General features: G+C 36.7%; 20 protein-coding genes, 1 tRNA gene and 1 other annotated feature. Of the genes, 18 read left to right on the top strand and 3 right to left on the bottom strand.

What is annotated here, in order from left to right:
- Positions 1-171 precede the first annotated feature (171 nt).
- The 13 genes from IGJ76_RS08375 (at position 172) to IGJ76_RS08315 (ending at position 15949) form a co-directional block, all read left to right on the top strand.
- Entirely contained in the window at positions 172-1950 is a 1779-nt protein-coding gene (locus IGJ76_RS08375; protein ID WP_271026795.1) for a heavy metal translocating P-type ATPase, read from the top strand.
- Between the two features lie 295 nt (positions 1951-2245).
- Complete coding sequence (locus IGJ76_RS08370) at positions 2246-3079, top strand: AraC family transcriptional regulator (RefSeq protein WP_430596555.1); 834 nt, start codon at positions 2246-2248, stop codon at positions 3077-3079.
- A 120-nt stretch (positions 3080-3199) separates the two neighbouring features.
- Positions 3200-4315: an MFS transporter gene (locus IGJ76_RS08365; protein WP_430596554.1), complete on the top strand. Its 1116-nt coding sequence runs from the start codon at positions 3200-3202 to the stop codon at positions 4313-4315.
- A 55-nt stretch (positions 4316-4370) separates the two neighbouring features.
- A complete protein-coding gene (locus tag IGJ76_RS08360; protein WP_413123932.1) occupies positions 4371-5369 on the top strand; it encodes an alpha/beta hydrolase in 999 nt (332 codons plus the stop codon).
- 1 nt (position 5370) lies between these two features.
- Entirely contained in the window at positions 5371-6381 is a 1011-nt protein-coding gene (locus tag IGJ76_RS08355; protein WP_075491347.1) for an esterase/lipase family protein, read from the top strand.
- A gap of 989 nt (positions 6382-7370) precedes the next feature.
- A complete protein-coding gene (locus tag IGJ76_RS08350) occupies positions 7371-7550 on the top strand; it encodes a 2-hydroxymuconate tautomerase (protein ID WP_067480942.1) in 180 nt (59 codons plus the stop codon).
- A gap of 51 nt (positions 7551-7601) precedes the next feature.
- Positions 7602-7805 (top strand) — a binding site (T-box leader).
- A 65-nt stretch (positions 7806-7870) separates the two neighbouring features.
- On the top strand, positions 7871-9811 hold the full coding sequence (gene thrS, locus IGJ76_RS08345; RefSeq protein ID WP_067480945.1) for a threonine--tRNA ligase: 1941 nt from the start codon (positions 7871-7873) through the stop codon (positions 9809-9811).
- Positions 9812-9967: 156 nt separating this feature from the next.
- On the top strand, positions 9968-10807 hold the full coding sequence (locus IGJ76_RS08340) for a MurR/RpiR family transcriptional regulator (RefSeq protein WP_067480948.1): 840 nt from the start codon (positions 9968-9970) through the stop codon (positions 10805-10807).
- 301 nt (positions 10808-11108) lie between these two features.
- Positions 11109-13262: a peptidoglycan D,D-transpeptidase FtsI family protein gene (locus tag IGJ76_RS08335; RefSeq protein ID WP_430596844.1), complete on the top strand. Its 2154-nt coding sequence runs from the start codon at positions 11109-11111 to the stop codon at positions 13260-13262.
- A 225-nt stretch (positions 13263-13487) separates the two neighbouring features.
- Positions 13488-13652, top strand: a complete 165-nt coding sequence (rpmG, locus tag IGJ76_RS08330; RefSeq protein WP_002293909.1) for a 50S ribosomal protein L33 — start codon at positions 13488-13490, stop codon at positions 13650-13652.
- 179 nt (positions 13653-13831) lie between these two features.
- Positions 13832-14104, top strand: a complete 273-nt coding sequence (locus tag IGJ76_RS08325; protein ID WP_075491349.1) for an ArsR/SmtB family transcription factor — start codon at positions 13832-13834, stop codon at positions 14102-14104.
- 146 nt (positions 14105-14250) lie between these two features.
- Complete coding sequence (locus IGJ76_RS08320) at positions 14251-15186, top strand: ABC transporter ATP-binding protein (RefSeq protein WP_430596553.1); 936 nt, start codon at positions 14251-14253, stop codon at positions 15184-15186.
- Complete coding sequence (locus tag IGJ76_RS08315) at positions 15179-15949, top strand: ABC transporter permease (protein WP_067480960.1); 771 nt, start codon at positions 15179-15181, stop codon at positions 15947-15949. Before IGJ76_RS08320 ends, IGJ76_RS08315 begins: the two co-directional genes overlap by 8 nt.
- Before the next feature lie 133 nt (positions 15950-16082).
- Here the strand turns inward: IGJ76_RS08315 and IGJ76_RS08310 are convergent.
- Positions 16083-16165, bottom strand: a tRNA-Leu gene (locus IGJ76_RS08310).
- A gap of 70 nt (positions 16166-16235) precedes the next feature.
- Between IGJ76_RS08310 and IGJ76_RS08305 the strand changes: the two genes are divergently transcribed.
- From IGJ76_RS08305 to nagA, 4 genes are all read left to right on the top strand, one after another.
- Positions 16236-16412, top strand: a complete 177-nt coding sequence (locus IGJ76_RS08305) for a hypothetical protein (protein WP_169819340.1) — start codon at positions 16236-16238, stop codon at positions 16410-16412.
- 142 nt (positions 16413-16554) lie between these two features.
- The gene (locus IGJ76_RS08300; RefSeq protein ID WP_067481116.1) at positions 16555-17772 is read left to right on the top strand and encodes a pyridoxal phosphate-dependent aminotransferase; all 1218 of its coding nucleotides are present in this window, start codon (positions 16555-16557) and stop codon (positions 17770-17772) included.
- A gap of 223 nt (positions 17773-17995) precedes the next feature.
- Positions 17996-18832: a helix-turn-helix domain-containing protein gene (locus tag IGJ76_RS08295; RefSeq protein WP_067481119.1), complete on the top strand. Its 837-nt coding sequence runs from the start codon at positions 17996-17998 to the stop codon at positions 18830-18832.
- Between the two features lie 75 nt (positions 18833-18907).
- Complete coding sequence (gene nagA / locus IGJ76_RS08290; RefSeq protein WP_067481122.1) at positions 18908-20056, top strand: N-acetylglucosamine-6-phosphate deacetylase; 1149 nt, start codon at positions 18908-18910, stop codon at positions 20054-20056.
- A 90-nt stretch (positions 20057-20146) separates the two neighbouring features.
- Here the strand turns inward: nagA and IGJ76_RS08285 are convergent, their stop codons facing one another.
- On the bottom strand, positions 20147-20509 hold the full coding sequence (locus tag IGJ76_RS08285) for a hypothetical protein (RefSeq protein WP_075491350.1): 363 nt from the start codon (positions 20507-20509) through the stop codon (positions 20147-20149).
- An 8-nt stretch (positions 20510-20517) separates the two neighbouring features.
- Positions 20518-21198 carry a DNA/RNA non-specific endonuclease gene (locus tag IGJ76_RS08280; protein ID WP_071869293.1) on the bottom strand — a complete coding sequence of 227 codons (681 nt, stop codon included), beginning with the start codon at positions 21196-21198 and terminating at the stop codon, positions 20518-20520.
- Positions 21199-21381: 183 nt separating this feature from the next.
- On the opposite strand from IGJ76_RS08280, the gene IGJ76_RS08275 reads away from it, so the two are divergent.
- Complete coding sequence (locus tag IGJ76_RS08275) at positions 21382-21906, top strand: NfeD family protein (protein WP_067481131.1); 525 nt, start codon at positions 21382-21384, stop codon at positions 21904-21906.
- The last annotated feature ends 1 nt before the right edge of the window (position 21907 follow it).

The following is a 21907-nucleotide window of genomic DNA, read 5'->3' as shown; positions in this document are numbered from 1 at the left end:
AAAAGGTATTTTTTAAAAGTTAGTGAAAAAAAGTTTGGTAACAGCTTAGTCAAAGTAATATGTGAAAAAGGAAAGAATAAACAAGAATGATAGTTGTTTTCATTTAGCACGTATTAGTTTAAAAACGAGAAAAGAACGCCTATGCTTGAAAGTGAAAGAAGGTTGAGAAAGATGACACATTTAAAAAAATTTCTTTTAACAGTATTGATTGGTGGGATAGCGTTAATCAGTGAATTTATTTTTCATCAGTCTCAACTGGCATTTTTCTTGATTGCAGTTACTGGTGGTATTCTTGCCTTTTTGATGTTCCTCGAAATGATCAAAACATTACGCTCAGGAAAATATGGCGTCGATATTTTAGCAATTACAGCGATTGTAGCAACGTTAATAGTGAAAGAATATTGGGCGAGCTTGATGATTTTGATTATGTTAACGGGTGGCGATAGTCTAGAAGATTATGCGAATCAAAAAGCTAGTAAAGAGTTACAAGCACTGCTTGATAATACACCTCAAACAGCACATAAGTGGATTGATGGAAATTGGCAAGAATTACCCGTCGAGCAAATCGAAGTCAACGATAAACTAGTTGTTAAACCGGGTGAAACAGTCCCTGTTGATGGGCGAGTAATCAAAGGAAGCTCGGAAATAGATGAGTCTTCACTAACAGGTGAATCACAACCCATTACTAAGAATATCGGTGATATGTTATTGTCTGGTTCAATCAATGGTGATCGTTCATTAGAAATGCGGGTCGAAAAACGTGCTGCAGATAGCCAATATCAATTGATTCTTAATCTGGTTCAAGAATCGAAAGAAAAACCTGCAAAGTTTGTCCGAATGGCAGATCGCTATGCAGTCCCATTTACATTGGTAGCTTATTTCATTGGCGGAATCGCTTGGTGGCTTTCAGGTGATCCACATCGTTTTGTCGAAGTCTTAGTTGTTGCTTCACCTTGCCCCTTAATTTTGGCAGCGCCCGTCGCACTTGTTGCCGGAATGAGTCGTTCGAGTAAAAATGGAATCGTTGTTAAAAATGGCACCACGCTTGAAAAGCTAGCAGTGACTAAAACGATTGCTTTTGATAAAACCGGGACAATCACCAAGGGACAATTGGAGGTGACAGCAGTTCAACCAGCTGGTAAATTGTCAAAAGAAGAATTACTAATGTATGCAGCTAGTGCAGAACAAGAATCAAGCCATATTTTAGCTCGTTCATTAGTTAGTTACGCAAAAAATCAAAAACTGTTGCCAACTTCAGAATTAAAAGAAATTGTTGGTCAAGGAATAGAAGCAAGAATTGATAATCACTTTCTTCAAGTTGGCAGAGCCAAATGGCTGGGCGTACCCGAAATTGCTTCGGAAGAAACCATTATTTATGTTGCTTTTGATCGAGAATTTGTTGGCACAATCCACTTTGCAGATGTGATTCGTCCTGAGGCAACAAATGCCATCAAGCAACTGAAAGATTTCCACTTGAAACAGGTGATGATGCTAACTGGGGACAATCAAACTGTGGCGCAAACAATCGCCAAAAAAGTCGGAATCACGACGGTTCATGCGCAATGTTTACCACAAGATAAATGGCAGATTTTAGCGGATGTCCCTGAGAAACAACGACCAGTAACGATGGTAGGTGATGGCGTGAACGACGCACCTGCGCTAAGTGCAGCAGATGTTGGTATTGCAATGGGGGCACATGGTGCAACAGCCGCTAGCGAAAGTGCAGACGTAGTCATTTTAAAAGATGATTTGACACGAGTTCCTGAAGCTGTTTTGATTGCCAAAGAAACGATGCGTATTGCACGCCAATCAGTCTTAATTGGCATTTTTATTTGTATTGCACTCATGTTGATCGCAAGTTTTGGAATAATCCCTGCACTCTTGGGAGCTATGTTACAAGAAGTAGTTGATACAGTCTCGATTTTAAGTGCGTTACGTGCAAAAAAATAGTTGCACTCAAATGAAGGCAGTAAACCTGGTTGTGAGAAGTGATTATTGATGATTCAGGCTATTTTTTAAGTGAGTAAGGGTTTCATTTTTAGGGATTGTCAACTTTGAAAATGGGTAGGAACAAGATAAGAAAATAAATGAGGATTAGTTAGGTGATAGCCAACTAATCCTTTTTTCTTTTATTTAGCAAGTGTAGAGAATAAGGGGTGTTATAATTAGTGAAAAAGAGAAACCAACATATCAAACGAAAAAGTGGTTCTGTTTGTAGAAATGAATGGTGAGGAGGCTACAGTTGATGCAGTATAAGTTGGAACAGTTTATTGAGAACAGTGAATTTCCAGCTATCTTTATTATCCAAAAGGCCGAGGAAACACAAATTTTGCGTCATTGGCATAAAGAGATTGAGATAACTTATGTCGCTAAAGGAAAGGTTGATAGTTACTTTATCGAAGGAAAAAATTATACAGTTAATGAAGGTGAAGCAGTATTTGTCAATCCATTTGAAATACATGGTATACGAAATATCAAGGAAACTTCTTATCCGGATAGTGTACTTACAATTATTTTTCCAACACCGTGGATTGAAAAATATTTTCCGGATATAGCAAAATTTAGGATAAATCAATCAAAAATTTCTCAAGAGAGTGTTACCAAGAAACAGTATGCCATGTTTATTTCAGAGCTTGATTCGCTGTTTGAGTTAGTCAAGAAACCAGTTGATAGAATAAACAATGTCATGATTACTGCCAGTTTATTGAAACTATTGGGAATGTATGTCAAAGAATTTGCTATTGAACAAGCAGAAAATTCAAGCCATCTGTTGGATGAAAAAATTTACAAAATATTAGACTATATACAAAAAAATTCTGATCAACGCTTGAAAATTTCAATGATTGCTGATGAATTTTATTTATCAGAAGGGTACCTTTCTCGCTACTTTAACAGTAAAGTTGGTGTTTCAATCATTAGCTATTTAGAATTGATTAGGAGCTATCAGGCGATACAGTTGATTCGCGAAACAGATCGAACGATTGAAGAAGTTGCTTTAGAAACAGGGTTTGCCAGTACAAAGTCTTTAAATAAAACACTAAAAAAATATTATAATCAGACGGCAAAATTCTTTCGCTAAGCATCCAAAGGTCAGGATATGCCCTAATAGTAAGCAGGAAAGCCTCTTATTTTATTTAATCGCGTAAGCTAATATTCAAGTATAGAAAGCGCTATCTAAATAAATTGGAGGTTTTTTAGTATGAGTAAGAATAACCCATTATTCAAATTTGCTATTTTGTCGATATCCCTAATCTGTATGGTCGCGCCAGCTGTATCGGCGACTGTGCCAGATATCTTATCAGTGTTTCCAAACAGAAGTGCTGGTTCAATTGAACTATTAATGTCAGTCCCCAATTTTGGTATTTTTCTATTTGTTTTTATTGCTCCAATGATTACTCGGAAAATTGGTGACAAACCGACTGTATTGCTGGGGCTAACGATTGCCCTCTTAGCAGGAGTCACACCAGTTTTTACAACAAACTATACTCTTTTATTGGTTTCACGATTCTTGCTTGGTTGCGGAATAGGTTTATTCAATGCATTAGCATATTCTTTAATTACCAAATACTACAGTGGTGAGGAAAGGAATCGCTTATTGGGATACCAAGGAGCGTTAACAGCTTTAGGTAGTACCATTTTTAGCCTGATTGCAGGATGGTTATTACAATTCAACTGGCATTTAAGCTATCTTGTGTATTTCATTGCGATTATTCCAATCATTTTATTTGGATTTGTCGTACCGAATGGCCAACAAGACTTAGAAGAAAATGCATCAGATGAAAAAGTAACAATAGAAAGAGCAGTTATTTTTTATTCAGTTTATCTATTTTTTGTTTATGCTTTCTTTATGACTGCAATTTTCAAACTGGCTTCTTTATTCATCGAAATGGGGATTGGGACACCAGCACAAGCCAGCTTGAATTTAGCCATTTTAACTGCATGTGGATTTTTTAGTGGAATTGTTTTTGGAAAAGTAAAACAAGGATTTAAGTCATTTACTGGTCCGGTTGCTGTTGCATGTCTTGGTGTTGCACTTGGAAGTCTCAGTTTAGTGAATCACTTGGTGCTAGTTACTTTGTTAGTGATTGCTATTGGATTTTTCCAAGGATTAATTAACCCAACGGTCTTTAGTGAAGTGGCAGAAGTCAGCAACGCTGCTTCTCAAAATATTGCTTCCACCTGTCTGTTAGTTGGAATTAATCTGGGCGTGTTTTTAAATCCTACAATTATATCAGGTTTCAGTAAATTGGCTGGAATCACTACGACATCAACAACCTTTTTGTTGTCAGGTGCTTGTTGCTTATTAGTGCAGTAATCTATCAGCTATTTATTCAAGCACAAAATAAAAAAGTAAAGAAGGTAATGGAACAATGAACATTGAAAGAAAAAACTTAGTTGGAAAATTAACTTCTGGGAGTAGAGAGGAGCTAATGCCATCGTCAGGACAATCGAATACAGAAAGCACACCACAAACGATTGTTCAAATGAGAGATGGTATGGGGTGGTCAGCTAAAGACATCACAACGCATAGCCTGCTAATTGAGGACACGGTACTTAAGGGGCATATCCCCGTAAGAGTGTATCGCAAGGAAAAACTTAAAGGGAAAGTATTACCCGTTTTAGTTTATTATCATGGTGGAGGCTTCTTTGGGGGCTCAATCCAAAATGTAGAGCAAATTTGTAGAACATTTGCTGATAGAGCAGATTTGGCAGTAGTCTCTGTTGGCTATCGCTTAAGTCCAGAGAATCCGTTTCCAGCTGGATTGATGGATTGTTATAAAGTGGTTGAAGTTTTGGCAACGGAAGGTCATTTATTCCATATTTCATCAGACAAAATTTTTGTTGCTGGTGATTCAGCAGGCGGGAATTTAGCAATCAGCGTAGCTATTTTAGATGCGTCAATTATGACCACTGGTTATGTAAAAAAAATAGTTTCTTACTATCCTGTTGTTGACCTGACATCAAAAGGAAAAGGTGAATTTTGGGATACGCGTGCGATCAAAACGCAAAGCGAAGAAGAAAAAGAACTGGTTACGGAGTATATTAATGGGTTCTCGTCTTTGGAGGCACAGGTTGAAGATTGGTATTGTGGGGCTTCAATCAATCGTTCAAATGAGTTGATTTCACCACTATTCGCTTCGGATAAGATCTTGTCCCAATTACCACCGTTAAAAATCATCGTCGGTGAATTTGATCCGTTAAGACAGCAAGTAGAATCATTTGCTGAAAAGTTGCTAGCTGCAAAGACAGAAGGTTCAATGACCGTATATCCAGGAGTCATTCATGCATTTATGGATAAAATCGGTATTTATGATGAAGCAGAAGAGGGGATTTTGGAAGGAATTACTTTTTTGAAAGGGGATAATTAGGATGAAATGGAATAAAAGAAATGGACTTGTTTGTTTTGTCATTACTCTAATAGGTGTAGCTGGTATTGCCACAGGCATTAAACATGTTAAACATCCCGTGTATGCTAGTTCTAAATCGTATGAAAGTGATCTTGAATTTAAAGAGCTAAATCAGGACATTGTTGAAAACAGTTTATGGGTGTATCCAGACGAAAACTTGATTAGCCAAAAGAAAGAAATTGTTTTGCTAGTCAATGGTAAAGACAATACTGGTTTTGGTGCGTGGTCGTGGTCGTATGGTGCCCAGTTACCAGAAGATGAATTTATTCCAGCGACAATTACTTTACCAAAGAGGAATACGACAGACTTACAATACTCTGGGAAATTCGTTGCAGCTGCTGTTTGGTTGTTGAAAGAAAAATACCCAGATCATAAACTCTCGATTGTTGCTCATAGTATGGGAAACTTAGCAACAGCATGGGCATTACATTATCGTCCTACATTCATGGCTCAAAATGTCGAAACGTATGTAGCTTTAGGAGCACCATTCCAAGGGTTGCCAGAAATTCCAGATTTTATTCCTTTTGTTCCAGCAATTAGACAAGCAACACGGAAATCAGATTTCTTAACTCGAATTAATTCTTCCGCTTTTCCTGATGGTATAAATTATCTATCAATTATTTCAAAAAATGATGAACTAACAACACCAGCTGATGTGAAGCATCTTGCCTCATTTCCTAATGGAACAATTGGGGAAACAATTGTTCCTCAAGAATTTTATCATAAACCTGATCAGGTGATTTCACATGTCGGTGAGATGGCAGATAATGGTATTTATGAATTGGTCAAAACATTTTTACGTGATGGAACAACGAATAATGTAGATCTGAATGCTGCAAATAAAGAGTACTATCCTGCGTTAGAAGTTCAGGGTTTAGAGTTAACTGAAAAATATGGAACAAAACCTGCTCATGCTGGTGATGCAAAAATAGAAGCAAATGAGCCGGACGATAGTCAAGACGTTGTAAAATAAGGTTGTGGCGCAAACTGCTTAGCTCCGAACAGATAGCGAGCAAGCACGCAAAATAGCTCTTTATATTTTGCAGTGAATGTAAGCTATCTCGAGGAGTTAATTTGGGAACACCGTGAATAAGGTTGTGGCGCAAACTGCTTAGCTCCGAACAGATAACGAGCAAGCACGCAAAATAGCTCTTTATATTTTGCAGTGAATGTAAGCTATCTCGAGGAGTTAGTTTGGGAACACCGTGAATAAGGTTGTGGCGCAAACTGCTTAGCTCTGAACAGATAGCGAGAAACTGACAAAAATAACTTTTCATATTTTTGGACAGTTGTGAATGATGTGGAGAGGAGTTGCGTTGGGAACATCGCTTATTCGGCAAAAGGAGGTATGACATAATGGGATAGCTAAGCTTGGAGTTTTTTGCTGAAAATGAAAAACAAAAGGTTTTGCAGGAGAACAATCCAGAACGAGTAGTATTAAGCTAGAACGGAACAAAATAAAAGGAATAAAAATAAATGAGAAAAACGATCTATTCGACGACATCTGAAAGAAATTCCAAGAAAAGGCTCTATGTAGTTCAACTCATTTTTGTTTTATTGATGCTAGTTTGCTTATGGATAGAGCACTATTTTCTTACATGCAATTTTGGTATGATATCCAGTCTGTTTTATTTTTTTCAAAAGACAAACAGGCGTTAAGGAAAAATACTCCTTAATTTTTATTTTTTGTATGTGATTATTCCGAAAAGTGAAACGCAAAATAAATTTACTTTGACTGTTTTTTTATTTTAGAAAGTTTTTTTCTGTTCCATAAAAATGTCTCAAAACAAGTAAAATCGATCCCTATTTTTGTGCTAATATAAAGTACGGAAGAACAAGGTTAATTAGTTGAAAAACTAGTACTTGAATTCAAATTAAAACGTAGATGATTTATATGCTGTATGTCATCCATTTTTATTTTTGTCTTAAGAAAGAAAACTATCGCGAAAGGGGGTGAAGGAAATGCCGTTTGTTCATGTAGAATTAGTCGAAGGACGTAGCCCAGAACAATTAGAAAATATGATGAAAGATATCACTGAGGCTGTTCATAAAAATACGGACGCACCAAAAGAGCATATCCATGTCATTATCAATGAAATGAAAAAAGGTACTTATGGTGTAAATGGAGAATGGAAAAAATAAGTCTGATTTCATACTTGCTTTTTCTAAATATTAGTGGTTAAATAAACACATAATTGATTGATGAGAAAGACAACTGAATTTGAGAGTCTTCTATTAGAGAGGAAAAGCTAGGCTGAAACTTTTCCAGAAGAAAACCAAAGGATGACCACTTTCGAAACCTTTGTTGAAACAAAGGCGGTCGGACCGTTAACACGCTCGAGGAACACATCTTTTGTGTTCAAAATTAGGTGGAACCACGAAATTTTCGTCCTAGTATCTGTTTAGATACTAGGGCTTTTTTTGTCGAATCGAGTCAATCAAAATTCAAAGGAGGAATTTCTATGTTAAAAATTACTTTTCCAGATGGCGCAGTCAAAGAGTTTGAGGTTGGCATCACAACCTTAGCAATTGCTGAAAGCATCTCAAAAAGTTTAGCTAAAAAAGCACTAGCAGGTAAAGTGAATGGCCAATTAGTTGATTTGGATCGTCCAATTGAAGAAGATGCAACAATTGAAATTGTGACACCAGATCACGAAGACGCACTTGGATTAGTTCGTCATTCTGCCGCCCATTTGATGGCTCAAGCAATGCGTCGTTTATATCCTGGTATTCATTTTGGTGTAGGCCCAGCGATTGAATCTGGGTTTTACTATGATACTGACAATGGCGAAAATCCTGTTACAGCGGAAGATTTGCCAGCCATTGAAGCTGAAATGATGAAAATCGTTAAAGAAAACTTGCCAATTGAACGTCGTGTGTTATCAAAACAAGAAGCACTAGAAGTTTTTGCAAGCGATCCTTATAAAGTAGAATTAATTACTGAATTGCCAGAAAATGAAGTAATTACTGCTTACCAACAAGGTGAATTCATTGATTTATGCCGTGGCCCACACGTTCCGTCAACTGGACGCATCCAAGTATTCAAACTATTATCAGTGGCAGGTGCTTACTGGCGCGGAAATTCAGATAACCATATGATGCAACGTGTCTATGGAACAGCATTCTTCGACAAAAAAGAGTTGAAAGAATTTATTCGCTTACGTGAAGAAGCAAAAGAAAGAGATCACCGTAAACTAGGAAAAGAACTTGGTTTATTCATGGTTTCACCTGAAGTTGGTTCAGGATTACCATTCTGGTTACCAAAAGGTGCAACAATCCGACGCACAATTGAGCGTTATATTGTAGATAAAGAAGTTAGCTTAGGTTATCAACATGTATACACTCCAATTATGGGTGATGTTGAACTGTACAAAACATCTGGACACTGGGACCACTATCAAGAAGATATGTTTCCACCAATGGATATGGGCGATGGCGAAATGTTAGTATTGCGCCCAATGAATTGCCCTCACCACATGATGGTTTATAAAAACAATATCCATTCTTATCGTGAATTACCAATTCGTATTGCTGAATTAGGAATGATGCACCGCTATGAAAAATCTGGGGCACTTTCAGGTTTACAACGCGTACGTGAAATGACTTTGAATGATGGACACACTTTTGTACGACCAGATCAAATCAAAGACGAATTCAAACGCACACTTGAATTGATGGTTGCTGTCTATGCAGACTTTAACGTCACAGACTATCGTTTCCGTCTAAGCTATCGCGATCCAAACAATACAGAGAAATATTTTGATGACGATGCAATGTGGGAAAAAGCCCAAACAATGTTAAAAGCTGCAATGGATGAATTAGAACTTGACTATTTTGAAGCAGAAGGTGAAGCTGCATTCTACGGACCAAAATTAGACGTTCAAGTAAAAACAGCTTTAGGAACAGAAGAAACATTGTCAACTATTCAATTAGACTTCTTGTTACCAGAACGTTTTGACTTAACATATGTAGGCGAAGATGGCGAAAATACACATCGTCCAGTAGTTATTCACCGTGGAATCGTTTCAACGATGGAACGTTTTGTTGCTTATTTAACAGAAGTATACAAAGGTGCATTCCCAACTTGGTTAGCACCAATCCAAGCAACAATTATCCCTGTTTCTGTCGAAGCACATGGTGATTACGCTTATGAAATCAAAGAACGTCTTCAAATGAAGGGCTTGCGTGTGGAAGTTGATGATCGTAATGAAAAAATGGGTTACAAGATTCGTGCTTCACAAACACAAAAAATTCCTTATCAATTAGTTGTTGGGGACAAAGAAATGGATGATGCAACTGTCAACGTTCGTCGTTATGGAAGTAAAGAAACTTCTGTTGAAGACTTAAATATTTTTGTTGATGCAATGGTTGCTGAAGTGAAAAACTACAGTCGTGAAGGGTAAACGATTTTTTTGCCAAGGTTAGGATGCGTAAGTGTCCTAGCCTTTTTTTATTTTGGATTTTTCGAACAAATTAACCAATTTTTTCTTGGTGGAATCAAATGAAAAAATTTTTCGTATGTTATACTAAAGTGACTCTAATTAAATGGATGGTGACTTATGAGCGTAATTAGTCGTATCGAAAGTATGATGGAAGAATATTCTTCTGCGGAAAGAAAACTTGCCAATTATATTATCAATCATGTAGAAAAAATTCCGACAATGACTGCGAATGATTTAGCCGAAGCAGCTGGGTCAAGTGCACCGACAGTTGTTCGTTTTTCCAAAAAAATTGGCTTTCAAAGTCTAACGGATTTCAAAATTACCGTTTCAACGGAATTACAAACAGGATTAGTTGAAGGGTTTAGTGATATTGAACCAAATGAATCGTTTTATTCAATCAAAAATAAACTTGGAAATAATGCACAAGTGGCAATCAAAGAAACCGTTGATATTTTGGAGGAAGAAACCATCCGGACTGTTGTTCAAAGTTTAGAAGAAGCAGAAACGGTTTTTCTTTATGGTGTGGGCGCCTCGTCTTTAGTTGTTGAAGATATTTTGCAAAAGTGGTCGCGAGTGGGCAAACCGATTATTTTTGAAAAAGATATCCATGTGTTACTGCCTCAATTAGTCAGCAACGAACAAAAAAAAGTCCTTTGGCTCGTTTCGAATTCGGGAAAGAGTGCAGATGTCGTTGCTTTAGGAGAGTTAGCAAAATCATTGAATATCGAAGTAATCGTGTTAACTCAATTTGGAAACAATCCATTAAGTAAATTAGCAGATGTAACTGTACAAACTTCTCGCCCTAAAGAAATTACGAATCGAAGTGCGGCCACAAACTCACTATTGGCACAATTTGCGACAGTTGATATCATTTTTTATTTCTATATGGCAAAAAATGAGTACTTAAGCGAGAAAGTGGCTCAAACACGTGAAGCAATTCAGCAATATTTTAAATAATGAGCGTAAAAAAGCTGGATTTGATTCGTGAAAAAGAAAACTTGTGTGGAGAAAGTTTTCCACAAGGTTAAGTTTTTTGTAGATGTTTCACAGGAATGGGAAACGTTGCTTTCAAAAAAACACTTAAAATTATGAGTTTTCAGTCAAGATTCCTTGACTGTGTTCCACCTAGTGTGAAACAAAAAACTCTGGTATCTTGAATTTCGTTAAAGAATTTCATCATCTGATGATTTTTTCTTTGTTATTCATACTTTTTTGGGTATAATTTTTCGTGAATGTAAGTATGCGGGAAGGATAGGAAATAATGAAAGATTTTATGAAAAAAATAAAGAATAATTCTTGGTTTGACAAGTTAAAAAAGGGAACACAAGAACCGAGGAATAAACCCTATCGGCGTTCCCACGTTCCTTTTCGTTTAAATGTTCTCTTCTTTATTATATTTACGTTATTCGTAGCATTGATTGCTAGGTTAGGTTATTTACAAATCGTTGATGGTGAGACGATGGAAGCCAAAGTTAAATCATCTTCAACAATTACCGTTCAAGAAAGTTCACCTCGTGGGATGATTTACGATGCAACTGGAAAAGCTTTAGTAAAAAATCAAGCAAATCAGGCAATCACTTTTACAAGAGGCTCACAGATGACGTCAACGGACCTATTGAAATTAACAAAAAAATTGAACGAACTAATTGATGTGCCAGCTGATGACTCATTAACAGCTCGTGATAAAAAGGATTTTTGGTTAGCAGATGCGGATCATTTAGCGGAAGCAACAAAACGTCTTTCTTCTACTGAAAAACAACTAGATAATAGTCAACAATACGCAGCAACAGTGGAGAAAGTAACGGACGAAGAAATCAATTTCGATGAAGAACAATTAAAGATGGCAACCATTTTCAAACGAATGAACAGCGCGTATGAATTAAATACGGTTTATATCAAAAATTCTGGTGTAACAGATCGTGAATTAGCAGTTGTTGCTGAAAATGCTTCAGAGTTACCAGGGGTTTCAACTGGTGTTGATTGGACCCGTGAGTATTTAGCTGCCGATTCGATGAAAAGTATTCTAGGTAGTGTAACAACCGAAAAACAAGGATTGCCTGCCGATGATATTGATGCTTATTTAGCAAAAGGATACTCACGAAATGATCGTGTTGGTCAAAGTTATTTGGAAAAACAATATGAAGATGTGCTACAAGGAACAAAAACACAATATGAAGTGAAATTAGATAACGAAGGAAATGTTTCAAGTCAAAAAGAAATTTTTGCTGGCGAAAAAGGTTCAAATTTAAAATTATCGATTGATGCAGAATTTCAAAATAAAGTGGATGAAATTTTAAAACGGAACTTCCAAGCTTTAGTTGATAGCGGCAAAGCCAAATATTCACCAGGTGCATACGCAGTTGCGATGAATCCACAAACTGGGGAAGTATTAGCATTAGCTGGCTTTAGCCATGAAGAAAGTTCAGGAGAAATCACGGAGAATGCTCTTGGAACAATCACCAACGCATTCACGCCAGGGTCAGTGGTCAAAGCTGGTACTTTGGCAGCTGGTTGGAAAACTGGTGTTATTAGTGGAAACCAGGTCTTGATTGACGAACCCATTCAATTACAAGGTTCTGCTGAAAAAAGTTCTGTCTTTAACAGAAGTGGTCAAATAGCACTAAATGCAGTGAAAGCACTCGAATTATCTTCGAATACGTATATGATCAAAGTAGCATTAAAAATGTTAGGATTAGAATATACACCTAACATGGGACTTCCTGGCCTTGATGAAGAAACAAAAGCTTACGATGAACTACGAACCTCTTTTAAAGAATTTGGGTTGGGAACGACTACAGGAATTGATTTACCTAATGAATCAGCTGGAATTTCTCGTTCAGTTGACTTTATGAAGAAATTTAACGCGGACAATGACGGTGAATGGTATACATCTGGTAACTTTACCGACTTAGCATTTGGTCAGTTTGATACGTATACACCAATCCAATTGGCTCAATACGCTTCAACTGTTGCCAATGGAGGAAAGAGAATTCAACCACATATCGTTTCTGGAATTTATGGAAATGATGAAAATGGTAACTTAGGTGAACAAAAGAAAAAAATCGAAACAACTGTTCAAAATGAAGTAAATATTTCGCCTGAAAATATGGCTATTCTTCGAGAAGGATTCTATCAAGTAGTCCATGGAACAGAAGGGTATACAACAGGTAAACCCTTAGCTGGTGCAAAAATGGATCTATCAGCAAAAACTGGTACAGCTGAAACGGTTGCAGAGGGTCATCCTGACATCACGACAGTGAATAGTAACGTGGTTGCTTATGGGCCAACGGATAATCCGGAAATTGCAATCAGTGTCGTTTTACCGAACTTAACGGATGAAAAAGACCATATGAATTTAACAATTGCCAAAGAAATCACAGATGCTTATTATGATATGTATTTAGCAAACTAGTTTGATTTGGCTTTTCCTTTTACAGCGTAAAACTTTTTTCAAGTGAAATTACTTGTCAAAATAAAAAAATAAACGAAATGAACTGGATTTTATCAATGAATGATGGTTGAAATAAAAAAACGTCAAGTAAAACTACTTAACGAATTGTCGGAAAAGGGTAGATTTCTCTCAACAATCATGGTAAAATTATCAAGTCTGAGAGTCATCTTAGAGGATTCTAGTAGTATGGGAGGGAAAATCATGCGCGTAAACATCACATTAGAATGTACTTCTTGTAAAGAACGTAACTACCTAACAAGCAAAAACAAACGTAACAATCCAGATCGTTTGGAAAAACAAAAATATTGCCCACGCGAACGCAAAGTTACTTTGCACCGCGAAACAAAATAAGTTTGATTAAAGAAGTTGCAAGAAACATTTCGATGTTTTTTGTAACTTTTTTTATGCACTTTTTTTGGAAACACTGGTATTGACGAAAGGTGAAAAATCATTGATAATACATAGATAGTTATCAATATGTAATTGAGTAGTATTTAAATGTGAGGCTTGTTAGCAAAGGAGAGGAAAGAATGGATCATGAGCAAATGGCAAAAATGTTTAAAGCATTAGCTGAGCCCAATCGTATTAAAATTATTGAACTACTTTCGATGAGACCAATGTGTGCCTGTGAAGTCCTAGATCATTTTGATTTTACACAGCCAACTCTTTCCCACCATATGAAAGTTCTAGAGTCTGTAGGAATCGTTTCAGTTGAGAAGGATCGTAAGTGGCATTATTATTTTTTGAAAAAAGAAGAGGCCTCAGAATTATTAAAAGCAATGTTAGATCTTTTTCCTAACTAACGCACAAATACAGGCGCGATCATGTCAGGATAAAAATTATTTTGTTACCTAATTGTGCCTATGTGATTCAATGGATCTAAACAACCAACGAATCATATGAACTGCTTTGGAGATAAGAAAAATTTAATTTACAAGGAGAAAAATTCATGACTTACGCGTTAGAAATAAACGAACTAAAAAAAGTATATGCAACTGGTGTTGAGGCCTTAAGAGGTATCGATTTAGCTGTAGAAGAAGGAGACTTTTATGCACTGCTTGGACCAAATGGTGCTGGAAAGTCCACAACAATTGGTATTATTACTTCATTGGTCAATAAAACATCTGGAAAAGTGAGCGTTTTTGGTTATGACCTTGATACTGACTTGGTGCGTGCCAAACAGCAAATCGGGTTGGTTCCTCAAGAATTTAATTTCAACCCGTTTGAAACAGTGCAACAAATTGTTGTCAATCAAGCGGGCTACTATGGCGTTTCACGTCAGGAAGCCTTAAGACGAAGTGAAAAATATTTAAAGCAATCGAACTTATGGGAAAAACGAAATGTTCGCGCACGAATGCTTTCTGGAGGAATGAAACGACGATTGATGATTGCTCGTGCTTTGATGCATGAACCGCGTTTACTGATACTTGATGAGCCAACAGCTGGCGTTGATATTGAACTAAGAAGAGAAATGTGGACATTTTTGCGAGAATTAAATGAACATGGAACAACAATCATCTTGACGACTCATTATCTGGAAGAAGCAGAAATGCTTTGTCGAAATATTGGAATCATTCAAGCGGGTGAATTGATTGAAAATACTAGCATGAAGAGTTTACTGTCAAAATTAAAATATGAAACATTTATTTTCGATTTAGAACCACATACTAAATCATTTGATTTACTGGGTTACAACCATCTTTGGGAAGATGAACAAACACTTGCAGTTGAAGTCGAGCGTAATCAAGGTGTGAATGGCATTTTTGAACAATTGACGGAAAAAGGAATCAAGGTACTCTCAATGCGTAATAAATCCAATCGTTTAGAAGAATTGTTCTTGAAAATTACAGAAGAAAATGGTCATGTGGAGGAAAGAAATGTTTAATTTATATGTAACGGCGCTTAAAAGTTTAGCAGTCAAAGAAACAAATCGCTATTTGCGAATCTGGGTTCAGACATTAGTACCACCAGTTATCACGACTTCTTTATATTTTATTATTTTTGGGAAAATGATTGGTGGACGAATTGGTGAGATGGGTGGATTTTCTTACATGGAATTCATTGTTCCAGGTTTAATCATGATGTCAGCGATCACTAGTTCTTATGCAAATGTTTCTTCCTCATTCTTTTCACAAAAATTCCAAAAAAATATTGAAGAATTATTAGTAGCACCTGTACCCACACATGTGATTATCTGGGGATTTGTCATTGGTGGTTTGGGTCGAAGTGTTTTAGTTGGGACACTGGTAACAATTATTTCGCTCTTTTTTGTTCCATTACACGTTTATTCATGGTCAATGGTCGTCCTCACGTTATTGATGACAGCCATTTTGTTTTCATTGGCTGGGTTACTTAATGGTATCTTTGCGAAGTCTTATGATGATGTTTCAATCGTACCGACGTTTGTGTTACAACCTTTGACTTATCTTGGCGGTGTCTTTTATTCGATTTCAATGTTACCACCTATTTGGCAAGCTGTTTCAAAAATCAATCCAATTGTGTATATGATATCGGGCTTTCGCTATGGATTTCTTGGAACGATTGATGTTCCTATTTTCTTCTCGATTTTTATTTTAGTTGTCTTCATTCTTGTCCTTTATAGTGTTTGCTGGTATTTGATCGAAAAGGGTCGAGGACTACGGAGTTAAAGAAAATAATTAACAAAACTTGACAGTTCTCTTCAAAAAATAAAAGGTCGCGCCAAGATGTTGGCGCGACCTTTTTTATTGGTTTTACTCTATAATAAAAGAGACAGATCTGTAAAGAGCTATCTCTCAGTGATGCAGACGATGGGATTTGAACCCACACGAGCTAACGCTCACAAGACCCTCAATCTTGCATGTCTGCCGTTCCATCACGTCTGCAAAATAAATAACAAAATAATCATAGCGATGATTGCTTCAGATGTCAAGATAGAAAGTAGTGAAAAGAACGATGAAAAAATATGATGGTGAATTTTCTGGATTAGGAATGATTGCTGGGCTTTTAATTGGTTTAGCAAAAGGAAATATTTTGTTTGGCTTGATGCTTGGTGTTGTTTGTGGTGTGGCAATGGATTGGGGCGCTAATTTATGGAATGACTATCAGCAAAATAGAAACGATGATAGTTAAAAAATAAGGTTGAAGGACTGGATTTAACGAAATATACTGGTATATTTATACGGGATAGAGTATGATATTGGATAACTTAGTAAATAACTATCGATAATATAGTCAGAAGTTTCTAACTTTTTGAAATGAGGGATCGGAGAATATGAGAGAATTTGAAAAGTCCAACAAATTAGAAGGTGTTAGTTATGATGTACGTGGTCCGGTTCTTGAAGAAGCAGACCGCATGCAAGAAGAAGGAATTAGCATCATGAAATTGAATACGGGGAATCCTGCCCCGTTTGGCTTTGAAGCACCTAATGAAGTTATTCGTGATTTGATTATGAATGTGCGTGAGTCAGAAGGTTATTCTGATTCAAAAGGGATTTTTTCTGCAAGAAAAGCGATTCAGCAATACTGTCAATTAAAAAAATTTCCTAATGTTACAATCAACGACATTTATACAGGTAATGGTGTCAGTGAATTAATTTCAATGTGTATGCAAGGGTTGTTAGACAATGGTGATGAAGTTTTAGTCCCAATGCCAGATTATCCGTTATGGACAGCCTCCATTGCACTTGCAGGAGGAAACCCCGTTCACTATATTTGTGATGAAGAAGCGGAGTGGTATCCGGATATTGCAGACATCAAGGCTAAAATCACTAGTCGCACGAAAGCAATCGTGATTATTAATCCAAATAATCCAACAGGGGCTCTTTATCCTAAAGAGTTATTAGAAGAAATTGTTGAGGTTGCTCGTCAAAATGATTTAATCATTTATTCAGATGAAATTTATGATCGCCTAGTAATGGATGGCTTAGAGCATATCCCAATCGCAACTTTGGCACCAGATTTGTTTGTCGTGACTCTAAATGGTCTTTCAAAATCCCATCGAGTAGCAGGTTTCCGCGTAGGATGGATGGTACTTAGTGGAGATAAGTCACGAGTGCAAGGATATATTGAGGGCTTAAATATGTTATCTTCGATGCGTTTGTGCTCTAATGTTTTATCCCAGCAAATCGTACAAACCGCTTTAGGTGGTTATCAAAGCGTAGATGAGTTATTGCTACCTGGTGGCCGAATTTACGAACAAAGAGAGTATGTTTATAATGCGATTAATGATATTCCAGGTTTATCAGCAGTGAAACCTAAAGCAGCATTTTATATTTTTCCAAAAATTGATACAAAACGTTTTAATATTTTTGATGATGAAAAGTTTGTACTTGATTTCTTGCATGAACACCATATTTTACTTGTTCACGGTGGCGGATTCAATTGGCATCAGCCAGACCATTTCCGAATCGTTTATTTACCAAAATTAGATGATTTGAAGGTCATGGCTGGAAAAATGCGAGAATTTTTGACGACTTATCAACAAAAATAACGACGATTCTTAAGGAATTGTTTTGCTAGCCAAACAGTTTAGAAATGTCTGTGGCATTAAAAATGTCACAGCTTTTTCTTTGTTGTTAAAAAAGTTAGCAAAAAGTAAGTGAGTAATTTTCTTTCCCAAGAAAAAGTGAAACAGCCCTTTTCTTGAAGTTTACTCATCCGTAAAGTAAAATACTGTTATCATGCGAGTACGCATATTTTGGGGAGGATACATAATGGAAACGTTTGTCGATTCCTTTGGGACAATTATCAAGACAATACGAAAAGAACGAAACATGACACAAAAAATGCTTTCTCAAGGTATTTGTTCTCAAAGTGTTTTAAGCAGAATTGAAAATAATGAAGAATTGCCAAATGTTCTGGTAATGGCACAAATTTGTCAACGGCTAGGTGTGACCATTGATCATGTGATGACCTTATCCAATGGGGATATTCGTAAAAATCTGCAACAGTTAGACTTGCTAGATTTTTATTTTCAAAGGCGCGACTATCGCAAATTAGCACAGCTTTTGAAAAATGATGAAGTCAAAAGTAGCCTGTACTCAGATGCAGATTACCAACGTTACTATTACTATTTAGGTGTATGTGAATTTTATCTAGCAAAAAACATTTCTCAAGCTGTTTGTTATTTAAAAGAAGCGCTGACTTATTCGAGTCATAGTGAGCATGTGCATGTTTCTGATACGGAAGTTCAGTTGATTAGTGCAATTGGTAAGATTTATGGAGTTGCAGGAAGACCAACGGAAGCACGCTATTATTTGAGTAAAAGTATTCAACTTTTTCAACAATCGATTGAAACACGTGTCAAAAGTGAGTTGTCACAAATCTTTTATAACTATGGAACATTCTTATTTCAGCAAGGAGAAATCGATACGGCACTTGAGCATGTCAATCGAGGGATTCGTTGGACGCAAGAAAAAAATAGTTATTACTTTTTAAATGACTTGTTTGCATTGAAAAGTTTGATTTATAAAAAGAAAAATGAACCGCAAAAAGCAGCTTTTTATGAAGAATTGGCGCAAGCTGTTCGAAAGATTTCAAAAAACTCATAAATGGTGTAGACCATTATTGACTTTTGATAGAAATAAGAGTACCTTAAGGGTAGAAAATCAAAGGAGCGAGTTAGAATGAGAACTTTTATTTATGCTGACAAATTCTTTTTATCGTCAGGTGTAAAAAATGCCGGTTACCTAGAAATTACCGATGGACTATTTGGTGTGTATTCACAAGAATTACCAGATGGAGAAGCAAAAGTGATTGATCAAAGTGGTAAATGGATTGCACCTGGTTTAGTTGATACACACATTCATGGTTACATGAATCACGACGTAATGGATAATGATGCTGAAGGTATCAAAGTTATGTCTGAAGGGTTATTATCTTGCGGGGTAACTTCTTTCTTACCAACAACATTGACTTCAAGTAAAGAACGCTTGAAAGATGTAGCAGAAACAATCGGAAAAATGTATCAAGAAGCTCCAGGGGCAAAAATCAAAGGAATTTACTTTGAAGGACCTTTCTTCACAGAAGAACATAAAGGCGCTCAAAACCCTAGCTATTTTGGTGATCCAGACTTGGATACTTTCCATGAATGGCAAGAAGCTTCAGGTGGATTAATTAAAAAAATTGCTTTAGCACCTGAACGTCATGGTGTAGAAGATTTCGTTAAACAAGTAACAGATGAAGGCGTTGTCGTGGCTCTTGGTCACAGTAACGCAACAATTGATGAAGCTCAAAAAGCTGTTGAAGCAGGAGCTAGTGTCTTTGTTCATGCCTACAACGGAATGCGTGGATTGAATCACCGTGAACCAGGTATGGTTGGTGCATTATTATCATTAGAACATGTTTTCTCAGAATTGATTTGTGACGGACACCATGTTCATCCAAATGCTGCTGAAATTTTGATGGAAAAAGCAGGCCATGACCATGTTGCTTTGATTACCGACTGTATGATGGCAGGTGGGATGCCAGACGGAAATTATAATTTAGGTGAATTCCCAGTAGTTGTAGCAGAAGGAACAGCTCGTTTAGAATCAGGTAACTTAGCAGGTAGTATCTTACGACTAAAAGAAGCAATCAAAAACGTTGTTGACTGGGGTATCGCAACACCAGAACAAGCAGTTATGATGGCAAGTTTAGTACCAGCAATCAGCTGTAAGATTGATGATTCTTGTGGTAAGATCGCTCAAGGACGCGATGCAGACTTTATCGTATTGAATCCTGATATGTCACTTGAAGCAACTTATTTAGATGGTGTGGAACGTTACCACGCATAGAAATCTTTTTAAGAAAAAATCAAAAGGTGAAACAAAACGTATTTATGTTTTGTTTCACCTTTTTTATTTTTAGTTTTTTATTTAAAAAAATCATTTTTTGAAAAAAGTTTCGATTGAATTTTTAGAATTCGCATACTTTATTATGAGGGAAGAAAACGTGTTGTAATAATACAAGAAATCTTCCTTGATATGAGAATGAGGAAGCATAACCACTTCATGTTCATTTGCTAAGAGATAATCCCCATCAATTGTGCGAGCAACTAATTCGTAATGATCGAACATCTGCAGATACTCAGTGACTGTTATTGTTAGCTCAGACGGCGTTGCGGCTAGACTTTTTTGCAGATAGTCTGTCGATGGGAAAAGCACTAATTCACCAATTATTTCGACTTTTTCTTCTTGAAGCCATGTGATCGTTTCAGTTAATGTTTGGTTATACAGGATTTCAAACATAGAACCACCTATTTCTTATTTGGAATTTCAACTTTGAAGTTGATCGTTGTGTTTGCATTCAGTCCTTGTGCTTCGAGGGTTACACTTTCTGGGATCAATTCATTTTTTGTGTAGTTTGGTGTAACACGATAGCGAACAGTTTCGCCTTTGTTGAGTGCTTGTCGAATTGCTAGTTCGTAATAATTCATGTACGGATCATTAACTGGGAATTGATAAAGCGTGACCAAGTTTTTTCTTTCATCACCACTGCCACCAAATTGTTTGGCAATCAAGTGACCTCTGGAATGATCATATTTTGGTCCAGAAACAAAACCTGGTGGACGAATTTCTCGATTGGCACTAGTACCAGTGTTGATCATTTTTTTCTTGATTAGTGCTTCTGCACCTGTCGGACGTTTCAATTGATCAAGAGAGTGGTAGGTAATCCAACCATTCTGATTGTCTTTTAACTCATCTGCTGAAAAAGTCGCGAGACCTACTTCCTTTGGCCCAGAATTATTTCCAGTAGGGGCTAGATCTTCTTTAGTTGGTAATCCGTTTTGTGTATGCTGTTGGGTCACCTGTTCATGAGTAGTAGAAGAAGGTGTTGATTTGTCATTTGAAGAATTTAAATCCAACCCCAGCCAGCTAGCAGCTCCCACAATCAATAAGGTAAGTAGCGTGCCTAAAAGTTTGTTCATGTTTTTCATTTTTTCACCTCGTTATCCAGTATAGGTGAAATAGATTATTTATAATAGTAAAATTTATTAATAACGACAACAAAAACTCATAAAGTGTTGTCTTGAAGTCATAAAATACTGATTTTCACTCATAAAATGTGGTGTACACGCTTATTGATAATTGGTATGATAGAAGATAAAAGGAGGCGCTTTATGTTTGGGGGGATCGCATTAGAAACGATTTATTGGTATACGTTACTTATTTGTGCTGGAATCGCAGTTCTTTTGGTTATTTTTGGCGATGTATTTGATTTTGACGGGCCGCTAGATCCAATGTTGTTAGTACCTTGGTTAGCATTTACAAGTCTGTTTGGCTACTTAGGAGAAAGTTTGACTGAATGGTCGTCAGTTTTGATTTTTGTGATTAGTGCTGCAATTTCAAGTGTATTGGTATTCTTGCTCAATTTTTATATTTTGATGCCAATGAAGAATGCAGAAGCAACACTATCTTCGTCTGAAAAAACATTAGAGGGACAAGTAGCGCAAGTCGTTACACCAATTCCAATCAAAGGAATGGGAGAAATACAACTTCAAAGTGTAACGGGATCGATCAATCGACCTGCTTGTTTTTATGCGGAACAGGAAACAATGGCTCAAAGAGGGACAAAAGTGTTGATTATCGAAGTAAAAGACAGAGTATGTTACGTCATCCCATATGACGGAATGCTAAAATCTTAAG

Source organism: Enterococcus sp. DIV0175 (assembly GCF_050529075.1).
GTDB classification, from domain to species: Bacteria; Bacillota; Bacilli; order Lactobacillales; family Enterococcaceae; genus Enterococcus_B; species Enterococcus_B thailandicus.
Note: the sequence above shows the minus strand (reverse complement) of the source record. Positions and strands in the feature narration are given on the sequence as shown.